Raw genomic sequence first — 14196 nt, forward strand, 5'->3', positions numbered from 1 at the left:
TCCGGTCAGGACCGTCCGTCCCCGCCGTTCCCGGAACACAGGCGTCCGGCTGCGCACCGAAAGCGTCCGGATTCATCCGCACCGCGACACATTGCAGGTGCTGATTCACATCGTACTTGAACTGCGTGACGCTGGTGATCGTTTCGGCCGAGGCCGCCTGACCCAGGCCCATACCAGCGACCGCGGCTGCGACCGCCAAAAAGCGCTTCATGATGTCCCCCACGATCATGGCTGCCCCACCTCGGTCTTGATAAGCAGGCCGCTCGTAGTGTCGTAGGTGTTGCGCGTGAACGAGGCCGGGACGAAGTCCGACCCATCCGTGGCGTTGCCGGTTCCCACCTCAGTCAGATATTCGACGCCGTCGACATTGTAGTTATGCTTGACGATTTTTCGCTTCTGCAGGTCGTTGCCATCCGGATCAGGCGAAATCTCGAACACCGGACGACGACGAATGTCGTACGTCGTGTAGGAAATGTCGCTGCTCCCTGGGATCGGACCGTCCACGGCGATGACGTTGCCCACGAGATCGTACGAATAGCTTGTGGTGGCTGAAACGGAATTGTCGCCGGCCTTCGTGGTTTCGGATGTCTTGAGCAGATTGTTGGTGTTGTAGGCGTAGGAAGTAACGACTTCATCGGCCGTACCGACGCACGATGCGGGGTTGCCGGGCGTCGCGACGCGGCAGGACGAAGTCTGGGTCAGACGATACACTGGCGTTGAAGCGAGCGGGGTGTTGCTGGCGTCCTTCACCATCGGCGTCAGCAAGCTGTAGGTGTAGCGGACCTCAGGACGGACATTACTGGCGTCCGCCGGCATGGTTTTCGATTTGAGCCCCCCGTGAGCCGAATAATAGGCAAAATCCGTCACATTGTTCTTCGGATCGGTGATCTTCTTGACTTTGTTGCAGATACGGTAGTTGTCGGCGGTGCAGCTGGCTTCGTATTCATACCGGGTGACCAAGGGCGAGCCGCCGCTCTTCGGATAGACCGATATGCTCGTGATGTTGCGGCGGGAGTCGTAGCCGTACTCGGTATAGCCGCCGGTGAGCGTCGATCCGCTGTAGGTCGCCTCAGGCGAAATGAGCCGCTTCAGGGTTCTGTTGTCGGCCCTATAGGCTGTATTGTCATTGTTGTATTCATACTTCGTAACGCGACCACGACCGTCGGTAAACGATGATATTTGGTCAAGATAAAAGTATTCTATATCGAACTTTCCGGTAGTGCTCGACAAGAACTGAAAGTTAGCCTTCTCCGATCGAACGGAATAGGTCGATTGATCCGGCTTGGTGGCGGTAATTATGTAAGGAGCCGTTCCTACCGTTCCGTCCGCCCAGCTATAAGCGTAGGCGGTCGTCATACCACCGACATAGGCGTTGGTGACACGACGCGTTTCCGGTGCAAAGCTGTACTGCTGGTCGCGCCCCGAAGGCAGCAAGGCCCACTCGGGCATAAACCGACCGATAGCCACCCCACCCGCGTCCGAATAGGCGGATGGAAAGGCGATGTTCAGCGTCGGCCAACGCGGGGCGTTCGGCGACGTGCATGTGGCGGCATCAACACCACAATAGTCCTCAGAAGCATTAATTATGTAAATCTTCTTTGGTTTGTAGGCAGTAAATCCACCAACACTAGGCAAACTGGACGAAATCGGGTCATATTCATATTTTATCATCCAACCAGATGAACTGACTACCGTCTTTGGATAATAAATGGCCACGCGATGCGTAGTATAACCACCACCGTTCTGCTCCGTACCGCCGGAACTTATGGCAAAGTTTGCACTTGCCACGATATGGGATATTTTTATCACCTCGCCGTCCGGTTTATCAATCTGGGTAAGCACGGCGAGCTTACCCATTACCCCCCCAAACCCCTCCGAATTCTTCGTCGCATCAAGTGTATAGACGATTCCGTCTTTATCGAAATATTTACATCCGCCATCACAACTATTTAAGAAGATGTCGGCGCCAATAATGAAGCGCTTCTCGCCGACCACAATTGCAAGCTGCCCGCCACCTGACGTGCCGACAGTGCGCGCATAGTCGATCATATAGCCTGTGAAACTATCATGATAATCCGTGAGAGCACCCGTATATACGATCCCAGCGTTATGCATGACTTCCCGGATTCCGGCCGTGGAAATGCTCGGAAGATCGAGGCTGGGTGAGCCCGAGATGAGATTCACACCGTTCTGATCCATCGCCCTGGTCGGCGGAGGAGGTGGGGCCGCAAAATCACCAGCGTGAGCGGCAAGCGGCTGGCAGATCGCCGCTGCAAGCGCAAAAGCGCTGGCGGCGCAGCTCAAACGGAAAAGCGCGCGACCGGAATCATGGCCGTTTACTGCTTTGGGCATTAGAGTTCCAAATCTAGATTTCCGAGATGGCGCGATGCGCCTGCAGGGCTTGATGCGCGGAAGAAAGGCCCGTTCGCTGGCGCGGCCGGCCCACAAGAAACGGGAATGGGATCATGCCGCCCCTGCGCCCCACCCTAACCGCCGGCGCGACTTCATAAAAAGCCAATGAAACGCCCCAACCCAAATCCCCCTGGACCTTGACCGTATGAGGTAGCCCCATAGGACGCAACCAGGGCGGGATGAAATTTATTCAATAGCGCTCGATTCAACGCCGGCTGCCCAGTTCGCCCCCCTTCGCAACATGTCCATCGTTGGTCGTCTCACCAGCGGGCCGCCCGTGGCCGGCTCGGCGCCGCAGCCGGGGCGCAGCGCCTGTCATTGCCGCCTTCGTACTCCAACGCCCTCTTTGTTCCTCCTCGATCTCGGTGGCCCGCACGGTCGGCGCAACACCCGTTGGCCGCATTAGGCGGCCGGTCGCCAGACCTCGGGAGCTCACGCCGCGCACCCGATCGCAACAGGCGGCGCACCCAACCTCGAAACTTTGGTTCGGACGGGATGAAAGTTCAAAGACGGGTCGTCCGGGTTGCGTCGCAGAAATTCCCGCTCTACTTACCCGTCAAAATGGAAAGGGCGACGACCTTGAAGCGTAAACTTCTTGTCCTGGCGGCGGTCGTCTTGATTTCGGCGGCGGCGCCCGCCTATGCGTCGGACGCCCAATTCGGCCAAATCACCAGCGTCATGGGCATGTCGAACGGCGCCGTACTCTTCAACACCACGGGATCGAGAGGGACCCGTCCATCATGCTCCGGCCCCGGCCTGGACGCCCGCTACGCGATCAACGCCAGCACCTTGGCCGGGCAGGCGCAACTGTCGGCCTTTATGACGGCGTTTGCGCTCAAGAAGCGCATCTTCATTCACGGGACTGGCGCCTGCACGATCTGGGCGGACACCGAAACCGTCGATTATTTCCTGATTGAAGACTGAGTACCCGCCGGCGGAAACGCCGCGGGCCCACATCGGCACCATCAGGGATGGATGCACTTGGGCCGACCTGCGGGTGCAAGCCATAGCCGCGTTCTACAATCCCATCGGCTGCGAGATTTCAGACGCCTAGCGCCCGACCTGGTCCCCAGCTGTTCTGGTCGATATTGATTACCGCCCAGGCGACGAACAGCAAGATCCAGTCGATGGTCGCCTGTATTCGTGCCGGAGCGTCGTTGGCGTCACCCTGCGTCGGTCATAGGACGACAATTGGGATGTCGGAAGCCGACGGTGGTTGCCGGACAACCTGGCAAACCTCGGGCGAGAGCCCGCCAGACCCAACTCGCCGTCCGGGTGAGCTTTCGGCATCGACTTGCAACCACCAGCCGCATCACTCAAGGTGGAGCTTCCATCAGGACGATGGGAATTGAGGACCTGCATGAACATCATCGGCAAGATTGTCTTGGCGGCGACCGCCGGCGCTGCGATGTGCGCAGCAACGCCAAGCCAGGCCTTCGATTGGGGCGTTGCCGTCAAGATCGCCAGCGTCGAAGCGACCTACATGCCCAACCTGGTGGCTTTCACCGTCGATCGGCCGGTGGGAAGTTGCGCCGCCGGCCAGCAGCTGTTGTACATGCCTACCGGGGCCACGGACGACTTGAAGGCCTACAACGCCAACGCCGTCTTCTCACTCCTGCTCAGCGCCAGGCTTGCGGGCCAGTCGGTGATGGTCACGGGTAACAATGCTAACTGCACTGTACTGTACGTGAACATGCAATAGCTTGGGGGCTGATCAGATCTTCGGAACTGGAAAGGCCAGTGGGCCTGCGGACTGGGACTTGGCTTGTGGTACTGGCCCTATTCGACGCCTACGCGACGTAGGGTCGTGCGTGTCGCCGTGCGGGCGGCAGCGGCGTCGCTGTGAGCGGCACGCTCCTTGTCGAGATCCCCAGCCCCAACAAGAGCATTCAGCCAAACCGGCGCGGGTGACTTTCCACAAGACCAATGTAGCGTTGGTCTTGCTGGCCAACCAAAATCATTTGTTGATCGAGACCCAGCCGAGGCTTTCAGTATCGCTGTAGACGTCGCAGACCGCCACACCGCCGATATCAACCGGCAAGCCCGTGCTCAGGGCGGTCAATACAGTGGCGAGCAGTCCCTGGCCTGCCAATGTGGTCGCGGAGAAGCCCATGCTTGAGCGCTGCGGGTATTGCAAGCCGGCGCTTGGATTCGGGGCGTATCGACGAAAACTAGCACTGATCCGGCGTTGTTGGGGACCACCTTGATCACCCGCACATTGAGGCTCTGACTCGCGAGCGCGGGACCGGCGGCGACAGCTAAGGTGAGCAAAACGGCGACGAAGATCTTGATTTTCATAGCTTCCATAAGGCCATCGCCGCACGATCCAATATGTCTAAGGCTGACGGTTCGGCTTTAGGTAGCACACGAACCATAGTGAAGCTCGTATGCTTCGCATATGGAACTTGCAGGTAAAGAGTAAACGGTGTTCTGCCCCACCTAGCGTCGGTGTTTGTATCCTTGGAAGGTGCGCGCCCTGAGTGAGGGCAAGCCTGGTTCCATGACAATGCCACCTGATGATACCATGACGGAGACCGCGCCGGTGCGCCGGCTGGAGGTTTTCACCGGCGCGCGCCATCGGCGGACATGGTCGGCGCAGGCCAAGCGCCAGATTGTGGCTGAGAGTTGCAGCGGTCTTGAGACGGCTTGTTCTGTGGCGCGGCGATACGGCTTGGCGCCGACGCAGCTGTTCACCTGGCGACGGGAGTTGCGCGCGATGGCGCCGCCGCCGTCGTCAGAGCCCATGTTCGCGCCCGTGGTCGTGGAGCCACCCTGTGTGGACGGCTCCCTGTCGGCAAGGATGTTCTTGAGCCACTTGCAGGGTTCGTCGGTGCGGCCATGTGTTCGGCCTGTCGACGCGGCGCTGAAGGGCCGCGGGCCATAACGTCTTGATCGCGCGTGCCGGGTGCGGTCGAAACTACGCTCTGGCGCTTCATTCGGGGAGACATGCCCTCGGCTGAATTCGAGGCGTGGCTCTATACCCATGATGAGGTTGAGGTCGAGTTGGGCGAGCAACTCTATCTCGATCTCGTTTCGCTCGATTATCGAGATCACCACGCGTTGTTTGCTCTGCGAGAAAGCCTCGCAGTTGGTCTTCGTCCGCGCCTGAAATGTGAGTGCATTGCGCTGCCGGATTTGGCTGTGGTGCCGATGGGCTTCGATGGCTTGGACGCCAGGGTCTTCGCGACTTTGGATCGGGTCTGCGATCACGGCGGTCGTCAGTGGTGGCTCTACCTTTCGAAATGCAGAGCTTGCGGCCAGAATTGGATGGTTGCTCAAGAGGAACGCATCTTCGGCGCCTATTTCCTGCAACGCCTGAGCGCTGCTGAAGCCGATCAAATCGTGATCGAGAGGCGTTGGCCGACGAACTTCATGCTTGGCCCGAACGTCAGTTGGCCCGCGCGCCGCAGCGCGGAGCCCTGGCCGAGGCCATCCGCTACGCCCTGGGCCGCTGGGAGGCGCTTAGCCTGTTCCTCACGGACGGCCGTATCGATCTGGACAACAATCCCGTCGAGCGCGCGATCCGGCCCATTGCCCTGGGCCGCAAGAACCACTTGTTCGCCGGTTCGGACGGCGGCGGCGACGGCAGCCGCTGGGCCGTGGTCGGTTCGCTCATCGAGACCGCCAAGATGAACGGCGTCGAGCCCTTCGCCTATCTGCGCGATATCCTCGAATGCATGGTCGATGGCCACCCGTCAACCGCCTCGACGAGCTGCTGCCTTGGGCCTGGAAGAGCGGAAATCACGTCAACACCTGACCGACATGCAGCGGCCGGACGCACACAGCGCCCTGGGCGACGACGGCTGGAGCGCTAGACCTAATACATCCGCACCGAGGCGACCAGCGAGGCACCATCGGTGTCGCAGTTATAGACATAGACGGCGACTTTTCTCTGGGTCGTGAAGGCGGTCAGCAGCGTCGCCGCCATAGTCTCGCGATTGCTCATCGAATTGGCAATCCGGAAGGCCGTCGGTTGGCTGCAGCCCATCGGATTGGTCGTGCCGTTGATGTAGAAGTCGAAGCCCAGATCGCGGGCGTTGACGCCGACCAAGGGGGCGAGCGTCGTGCTATCTGGGCCAGCATAGGCGGGGGCCGCTAGGCCGAGCGCCGCGATAGCCAGGACGATGCCGAATTTTTCTAGGCGCATTTGCTTCCTCACGATTCCTGAACGTTGGTCAGCGCCACGCCCGCACAAATCAACGTTGCGGCGAAGACTAGCCGCGCCCCAAGATCAATACTCAAGACACCCATCTCCCAACCCGTAGCTTGACCTTAATTAGGTCGATCACGCCCTGCAATCAAGCGGCGAAGAGATTTCCAGCAACGCCTAAAGGTTCAGCATTTGTGCCTTCCGCCAAGCCGGCGCCACGCTCAGTTCGAGGCCGCTTCCCAGTTCGGCCTCTATGAAACCAGCTATTCGGCCGTTGGCTAAATGCTAAATGGACACGCAAAGCCTATGTCGGTTCAGGAAAGCGCCGGACCGAGCGTCTTTCCGAATCGACAGAGGCCAGCGAACCTTACGAGAAGCCGTACTCCTGGATCGCGCACGCGGGCAGGCTAGAATCGGGAACCGCCTGGGCCTGCACATAGTAGACCGTGACCTGTTTACCCAAAGAGAAAGCCAGCATCAGACCAGAGACATAGGCTTGGTAGTTGGGGTGCGTGGTGTCCAAGTAGAGTATGCCCCCGGTGCATTCGGGAGGCGCATTGTCGAGCGAAATCCGAAATGGCATGTTGCCCGGCGAAGAGAGGAAAATACCGGTGATCTTGCCTGTTCGCCCCAAGGCATAGCTCTGAGTCGAGGTCAGCAGGATCGGCAGGGCCACAACAATGGCGGTAAGCGCTTTTAGCATGAATCCTCGAACATGGTTGAGCTCGGACCATCCCGAACAAGCTTAGCTGTTACTATGGTAGACGACCCGTTGCGAGCGTCCTGCCGCCGGAAACCTCAGGTGAACGCGGCGCTGTCGGCCATGCGCAACAAGACCGACAAGCACGACGCCCGCGGCATCGCCCAGATCCTGCGGTCAGGCTGGTACAGCCGGGTGCATGTGAAGAGCATCGAGAGCCACCATCTGCGCGCCCTGATCTCCTGCCGGAAGGTCATGCAGCGCAAGTGCATCGACCTGGAGAACGAGATCCGTGGCCTTCTGAAGATCTTCGGCGTGAAGCTGCCGCTGCGGCTCTCACGCGGCGCCTTCGACATCGCCGTGCGCGACACCATCCAGAGCGACCCGGCGCTGAGCCACGCCCTACTGCCGATGCTGGCTATCCGCAGGGTGCGTTCTGACCTAGCCAGGAGCCGTCTGCAGGTCGTCCTCCAGCAGGTGCGCCTGGGCGTGTCCCTGTCGCAAGCCTTGCAAGAGGTGAAGGGGTTTCCGTCGACCATCGTGCGGCTGGTTTCGGTCGGCGAGTCGACCGGCGCCCTTGGGCGCATGCTCCAGCGTTCGGGCAAGCTGGAGGAGGACGCCGCGGTCTGCGGCATCGAGGCGGCCGCACGGCTCATGGGACCCGCCCTGATCGTCCTGCTGGGCGGGCTGATCGGCTTGATGATGGCGGGGCTGCTGTCGGGGGTGACCGAACTGGGGCAGGCGGCGCTGAATTGAGCACTATCGTATAGACCTAACGCGCCGTGGCTGCATCTCCTCGAGCGCCCCCTACGATCAAGATTCGAGGAACTGCTCGGTCGCCTGTGGTTGACGGGACCCTGGCGCGCACGATTTGCGCGCTGGCGTTTGGCGGCTTCTCGATTCGCTGAGCGCGATATTGAGGGCCCGCGCCGATCAGCGACGCGGTTGGCCATTCGCGGCGCGCGCTTCGATCTCGTCAAGATACGACTGCAGGTCGTGCTGCAACAGGCCCGCCAGGGTGTGCCGCTGTCGCAGGCGCTGCAGGCGGTAAAGGGCGACCGCCGACCGTCGTACGCGTGGTTTCATTGCGTGAGTTGACACCGGCGCCTTGGGTCGGATGCCGCTGCGCTCGGGCAAGCTGGAGTAAGACGCCGCGGTGTGCGGCATCGAGACGGCCGCGCGGCTCCTGGGACCGGCGCTGATTGTTCTCTTTGAGAGCTTGATCGGGTTAATGATGGCAGGATTGCTTTCGGGTTATCGCGTTGGCCAAGCTGTACTGAACTGACCACTGTCATTTAAACTTTGGCGAGCACGGTTCGCGGCTTGCCCGCCACCTCCCACCGTCCTACTGATCAAGCTTGACAGTATGGGTCGGGGGAACTGATGGCTTTGGGGATGCGGCTAATCATGGCCGCGGCGGCGGCAGTGGTCGCGGCGGTAGGCGAGCCTTCGCAGACATGGGCTCAGGCTTCGACGACCTACACCTATGATCCCCAGGGGCAGTTGAAGACCGTCGCGCGGGCGTCCGGCACGCTGACCTATTCCTACGACGCGGCGGGCAATCGCACCCAGTTGGCCGTGAGCGCCGGCGGTTCCATGGCCCGGGCCAGCGCGCCTCTGGCGGCGGTCCAGAGTTCGGAAACCACCGATGAAGCCGTCAAACCGGGCGATGGCCTGACGTCCGCTCCCAATGACGACGCGCGCCTGGCGGCGCTGAAGGCGCGAGCCTTGGTCGACATGGCCGGCAAGCCGGTTCCATCCCTGGGCGCGGTGCAGGGCCAATAGTCATGACCGCCGCCTGCGACTTTAAAGGAATGCCTCAACCCGTGCTGCCTGAACCTCTGGCCTTGCCGCGCCCGACGCGCGGTGGATTGGTGTTGGCGCTTGCTCTGGCCGTGACGATCATCGCCGGCCCAGCGTTGGCGCAGGAGGCCCCTGCACCCGAACCGGCGGCAGTTGCAGCCAACCAACCGATCGAGCCGGCTGAGAGGGCCAAGGCCTCTGGTCCCGTGTTCAACGCCGCGCCCGCACCCGATCCAAACGAAAGCGTGGGCTCTCCACCGGGTCCGACGCCGCCGATTTATTCAGTGGTCGATAATAATGGGGTGGATCTGCTTTCCGGTGTTCTGACACTGAGCGAACCGATCAACAGCATCGGCGGCAACGGCGCCCGCGGCTTGGCGGCGAATGACTTGCATCGGGCTGGATCGGCATTGTCATCGCTAGATTCGTATATTCAAGTTTGGGGAACGTTCAACTCAGCGACTTCGTCTAACTTTCCCAACATCATCGTCACTACGCTCGTTTTGTCGGGGCGCAGCATGATGTTTATCGGCCAACCCGCCGGTGGCGCCGTGACGCCGCTCTATGACGCTCAAGGGCGATTCACTCACACCTCCTCGGATATCACCTACCTTGGCGTCGATGGGACGGTCGCCAAATTCGAGTATGTGGTCTGGAGCACCTACAATCCCTCGCCTATTGGGCGGCTGATTAGCTTGACCTATCCGACCGGGGAGGTGTGGACTTTCACCCGCACTAGCGGTGTTGGCGCCGCGAATATGAAGGTCGAGAGTAGCCTTGGCTATGCGCTGGTCGGAAGCAACGCCAGCAATCTCTATGAACCTTTGGCGGCAAACCTGAAGAACGGTGGCTGCGACACCGTCGGATGCGCCGGCCCGACCTATGCCGACCAGAGAACCTTGGGGCGCGCCCTAGATCGAACGGGCTCCACAAGCTCAGGTCAGTTGGTCATGATCTGGAGGAACCCAACGGGCGACAAGCCTCGAATCTACACGATTAGGTCGGTCGAGAATGCCGATCGCGTGGTGGCTTTCAGCGACGGTACCTCCACCTGGACTTATGGCTATTCCTATGTCGTCGACACAACCACGAACCTTCCGGACGATGGGATACTGACGACGACAGTTACGGATCCGCAGGGCAATGTCCGCGTGGTCAAATCGCGCGTCTCCAATTCCCACGTTATCAGCGACAAATTCACGGGAACCAATGGGCTAACGCAGACCACCACCTTGCAGTACTCCGCTGACGATCAGGGGCTCGGTAAGGGCAAGATCAACCAGATCACCTATCCTGAAGGCAATCGGGAGTACTACGAGTTCGACGATTATCGCAACGTCACGGCCGCGTGGCGTATTCCCAAAGGCGTCCAGACGGGTGTTGATCCCGAAGTCACGGCGATTCCCGGGGCGACCGTTGCACGGGCGAGCTACAGCTGCCGACTGACCTTCGCCGGGGGGCAAAACTGCAAGTCGCCCGACTGGACGCGCGACGCGCGCGGCAATCAGACCGATTACGCCTACGACCCGGCCACCGGCGAGCTTCTCAGCGTCACCCAGCCGGCGGGGCCCAACGGCGTGCGTCCTCAGACACGCTACAACTACGCCTCGTTCACGGCCCGCTATGTGAAGAACGGCGTCATGACGGTCAGCCCTCCGGTTCGCCGTCTGGTGCGCAGTTCGACCTGCGCGAGCGGTGCGGCGCCGGCTTGCTTGGGCACGGCCGACGAGACGGTGATCGACTACGGCTACGAAGACAGCAACACGCCCAATAACGTGCTTTTGGCGTCCAAGACGGTCCGGAGCGGCGACATGCCCGGGCCCCAGTGGGCCACGACCCACTACTACCCGAACGACCGGGGCGATGTCGTTCTTGTCGACGGACCGCTGCCGGGCTCGGACGACCTGACCCAGATACGTTACGACGCCTCGCGTTGGAAGATCGGCGAAGTCGGACCGGACCCGGACGGCGCGGGACAACGCAAACACCCGGCCACCAAGACCGTCTATCGCGCCGACGGCCAGGTCCAGGAGACCCGCACCGGCGTGGTCGCGGACTTTACCGACGACGCCTTCGACAACCATTTCCAGGTCCTGCAACACGTCAGCACGGGTTATGACGCCCAGGCCCGCACGACACTGCAGACCTCCTACGGCAGCGACAATCACGCCTTCGCCCAAACCCAGACGGCTTACGACGTCCTTGGGCGGCTAAGCTGCGCGACCCAGCGGATGAACCCCGCCAAGTTCGACGCGCCACCGGCCTCGGCCTGCAGCCTGGGTGTGGCCGGCGGTGACGGACCCGACCGGATCACCGTCACCGAATATGACCCCGCCGGCCGGGTGGCGGATATCGTGTCCGGTTACCTGACCAGCGCGCAGAGGATCGAGAAAGTCGTCACCTACACGCCCAACGGCAGGGAGGCGACGGTCGCCGACGGCAAGGGCAACGTGACGACCTATGCCTATGACAGCCTGGATCGGCTGGCCTCGGTACGTTACCCGAACGCTTCGGGCGGCGGCAGCTCGGCCAGCGACTACGACGCCTACGGCTATGACGAGGCCGACAATCGCGTCACCTGGCGCCTACGCGACGGCCAGGTTCGAACCTTCAGCTACGACGCGCTCAATCGGGCTCAGAACGGCCTGCGGGGCGAGGTCTATACTTATGACAATCTGGGCCGGCGAACCTCGGCGGCCTATGCAGGCGGCATAGCCCAGACCGCCTACGATGCGTTCGGGCGGGTCAAGTCCGAGACCACCAACGGCCTGACGATGTCGTACGAGTACGATCTTGCTGGAAATCGCACCAAGCTGACTTGGCCCGACAACATCTATGCGACCTATGACTACGATCTGCTGGGGGCGATGACGGGGGTGCATGAGAGCGGCGGTCTGTTCGCGGTCTCGTTCTACTACAACGACCTGGGCCAGCTTTACCTGACCTATCGCGCCAACGGCGTGCCCACCTGGCGCGACTACGATACGGCCTCGCGCCTGGTCTATGTCAGCCAGGACGCCGCCGGCGTGGCGAACGACCAAGTCTGGACCTTCGACTACACCGCCGCGGCCCAGCTACGCACCCGCAACGCCACCAACGCCGCCTATGAGTGGAGCGGCGGCCAGGTTGGGACCAGCTATGTCGTCAACGGCCTCAACCAACTCACCCAGGCCGCCAGCAGCGCCATCACCAGCGATCCACGCGGCAATCTGGCCGGCGACGGCGCGCGGGCCTATTGCTACGACGTCCTCAACAACCTGACCGCCGCAGACCTGCCCGGAACCAACTGCGCCGGTTTGAGTTCGACCCCTGGTTCGGCCGGGGCGCGGCTGGCCTACGAGCCCAGCGGCCGGCTGTGGAAGCTGACCGCGGGGGCAACGACCACCACCTTCCTCTATTCAGGCTCGGACCTAGTGGCCGAGTACGACGGTTCGACCCTGTTGCGGCGCTATCTGCCCAGTCCCTCGGCCGACGCGCCGCTGATCTGGTACGAAGGCTCGGGAACGAGCGATCGCCGCTGGCTGCTGGCCGACGTCCAAGGCTCGATCATCGGCGCGGTCAATGACGCGGGCGCCTCGATCTTCACCAACACCTACGACGAATACGGCGTTCCGGCCGCCGGCAACCAGGGGCGGTTCCAGTACACCGGCCAAGCCTGGATCCCGGAGATCGGCCTGTACCACTACAAGGCCCGCGCCTATTCTCCGACCCTGGGTCGGTTTCTCCAAACCGACCCCACTGGCTACGACGACGGCCTCAACTGGTACGCTTATGTCGGCAATGATCCGGTCAATCGGGGCGACCCGGCCGGAACCACTTGCGCGCCTCTCCAAAGTTGTCCTGGCGGACAGAGCAAAATTCCACAGGCAGGAACTATGTCCCGAGTACCCGCGTCTGAAGCGCGGGGGGCAGGTGCTGACCGGGCGGCGCAAGTTCTATCCACGGTAGCAGATGTTCAGACTGTAAAAGTCGGGATTATTGCGGGTGGAATGGCGAAAGCAGGTAGTGCTACCAGCGGCATTAGTGGAGCTTCGAAGAGCTTAGGGGTAGTGGGAACGGCTCTTACGGTCGCAAGTGAGGGACTCAAAGTAAAATCTGAAATCCAAAATGGTCAGGATCCCGGAGTAGCTATTGCCGGTGCTGGCGGACGGATGGGCACTACGAGCGCCGCGAGTGCACTGGGTGGTTTTGTTGGAGGCCTTCTCGGCGCCCCTGGCGGGCCGCCAGGGGTTGCGGCTGGAATTGTTATTGGAGGAGGCGCGGCTGGGATCGGCGCGGATAAGTTGGGCGCAACTGATGCTGGAGGAAGGGCGGCTCAGACGGCATACGGACGTGCTGTCGAAGCTACACATGCGAATCCTGACTGGCAGGTTCCCGCTCCGTGGTAGGCGTAACTGAGTGGAGGAGCTATAACTCATGCCTGTAAAAATTTTGAGAACTAAGGCGGCGGCATATGCCTTTGGACAAATTTTTCTTCTGATCTGTCTGTATGGATTTCCATTTCTTGGGGGTGGCGATCCTATGCAGTACGCGCTGTATAGATCTAACTGGACGTTTGTTATTTGCGCCATATACCTCGTGGGCATTCCTTTTGCATTTATGTCGTTCTCAATATTAACTTCTGCATTCAATGGCGCTGCCGTCTACGAGAGTAATGGAAAACTTGTCTATCTAAATAAATTGTTTTGGTCAGTCGATATTGCGGACATCATGGGCGCGTCTATTGTCTTCCAGAAATATCTATTTATAAATTTGGATTATATCTCGATAAAGAGAACGGTCGGGAGCGATAAGCTTTTGCCGTTAGTTCTGCTGAAAGGGAATTCTGAACAGATTCTCTTAGCGGTGAAGGGTGTTATACGTCAAAATTGACTGCATTATAGGTTGATCGACTGGCTTTTAGGTCCTTGGGAAGCAGGGATATAAACTCGTTTTGGCGCGGTCCGCGACCTGGATCTGAAGGCCTTCGCATGACGCCTTCGCAGGCCGCACCCACGCCCCAGCCAGGCGACCGCCTCGTCGCCGCCATCGAGGCGCAGACGGTGGCGATCGGGTGTTGTCAGGTAAACGGCCCTCTCATGAGCGCGCCGGTGTGAGGCAGGATCCGCGAAAAGGCTGGACCTAGTCGCCG

13 protein-coding genes and 1 pseudogene are annotated in these 14196 nt (G+C 60.7%); 9 read left to right on the forward strand and 5 right to left on the reverse strand.

The features are described from left to right. Both ASD47_RS20510 and ASD47_RS26765 read right to left on the reverse strand, forming a co-directional pair. On the reverse strand, positions 1-229 hold a 229-nt coding region (locus tag ASD47_RS20510; RefSeq protein ID WP_156402349.1), incomplete at its 3' end, for a hypothetical protein. Beyond that, positions 226-2352 carry a hypothetical protein gene (locus tag ASD47_RS26765; RefSeq protein WP_156402350.1) on the reverse strand — a complete coding sequence of 709 codons (2127 nt, stop codon included), beginning with the start codon at positions 2350-2352 and terminating at the stop codon, positions 226-228. The genes ASD47_RS26765 and ASD47_RS20510, both read right to left, overlap by 4 nt. 639 nt (positions 2353-2991) lie before the next feature. Between ASD47_RS26765 and ASD47_RS20520 the strand changes: the two genes are divergently transcribed. Beyond that, positions 2992-3336 (forward strand): hypothetical protein, encoded by a 345-nt coding sequence (locus tag ASD47_RS20520; protein WP_056760613.1) that lies wholly within the window; start codon positions 2992-2994, stop codon positions 3334-3336. Positions 3337-3772: 436 nt separating this feature from the next. Next, positions 3773-4114 carry a hypothetical protein gene (locus tag ASD47_RS20525; protein ID WP_056760560.1) on the forward strand — a complete coding sequence of 114 codons (342 nt, stop codon included), beginning with the start codon at positions 3773-3775 and terminating at the stop codon, positions 4112-4114. A gap of 255 nt (positions 4115-4369) precedes the next feature. Here ASD47_RS20525 and ASD47_RS26770 read toward each other — a convergent pair whose 3' ends face one another. Further along, positions 4370-4549: a hypothetical protein gene (locus tag ASD47_RS26770; protein WP_156402351.1), complete on the reverse strand. Its 180-nt coding sequence runs from the start codon at positions 4547-4549 to the stop codon at positions 4370-4372. A gap of 387 nt (positions 4550-4936) precedes the next feature. Here ASD47_RS26770 and ASD47_RS28325 point away from each other — a divergent pair, with 387 nt between their 5' ends. After that, the gene (locus tag ASD47_RS28325) at positions 4937-5296 is read left to right on the forward strand and encodes a transposase (RefSeq protein WP_162251693.1); all 360 of its coding nucleotides are present in this window, start codon (positions 4937-4939) and stop codon (positions 5294-5296) included. A 448-nt stretch (positions 5297-5744) separates the two neighbouring features. After that, a pseudogene (locus ASD47_RS20535) lies at positions 5745-6169 on the forward strand (transposase); the annotation flags it as partial. A gap of 60 nt (positions 6170-6229) precedes the next feature. Here the strand turns inward: ASD47_RS20535 and ASD47_RS20540 are convergent. Continuing rightward, positions 6230-6559: a hypothetical protein gene (locus ASD47_RS20540; protein WP_156402352.1), complete on the reverse strand. Its 330-nt coding sequence runs from the start codon at positions 6557-6559 to the stop codon at positions 6230-6232. A 370-nt stretch (positions 6560-6929) separates the two neighbouring features. Next, positions 6930-7265 (reverse strand): hypothetical protein, encoded by a 336-nt coding sequence (locus ASD47_RS20545; protein ID WP_056760572.1) that lies wholly within the window; start codon positions 7263-7265, stop codon positions 6930-6932. A gap of 99 nt (positions 7266-7364) precedes the next feature. Here ASD47_RS20545 and ASD47_RS27075 point away from each other — a divergent pair, with 99 nt between their 5' ends. From ASD47_RS27075 to ASD47_RS26775, 5 genes are all read left to right on the forward strand, one after another. Continuing rightward, positions 7365-8018 carry a type II secretion system F family protein gene (locus tag ASD47_RS27075; protein ID WP_235525993.1) on the forward strand — a complete coding sequence of 218 codons (654 nt, stop codon included), beginning with the start codon at positions 7365-7367 and terminating at the stop codon, positions 8016-8018. Between the two features lie 189 nt (positions 8019-8207). After that, positions 8208-8360, forward strand: coding sequence for a hypothetical protein (locus tag ASD47_RS27080; RefSeq protein ID WP_162251695.1), 153 nt, complete (start codon positions 8208-8210; stop codon positions 8358-8360). Positions 8361-8645: 285 nt separating this feature from the next. Next, on the forward strand, positions 8646-9047 hold the full coding sequence (locus ASD47_RS20555; RefSeq protein WP_082564729.1) for an RHS repeat domain-containing protein: 402 nt from the start codon (positions 8646-8648) through the stop codon (positions 9045-9047). Between the two features lie 2 nt (positions 9048-9049). Beyond that, positions 9050-13453: an RHS repeat-associated core domain-containing protein gene (locus ASD47_RS20560; protein WP_082564730.1), complete on the forward strand. Its 4404-nt coding sequence runs from the start codon at positions 9050-9052 to the stop codon at positions 13451-13453. A 28-nt stretch (positions 13454-13481) separates the two neighbouring features. Further along, a complete protein-coding gene (locus ASD47_RS26775; protein ID WP_156402353.1) occupies positions 13482-13937 on the forward strand; it encodes a hypothetical protein in 456 nt (151 codons plus the stop codon). The last annotated feature ends 259 nt before the right edge of the window (positions 13938-14196 follow it).

Origin of the sequence: Caulobacter sp. Root1472 (assembly GCF_001426985.1) — a bacterium.
Taxonomy (GTDB): domain Bacteria; phylum Pseudomonadota; class Alphaproteobacteria; order Caulobacterales; family Caulobacteraceae; genus Caulobacter; species Caulobacter rhizosphaerae.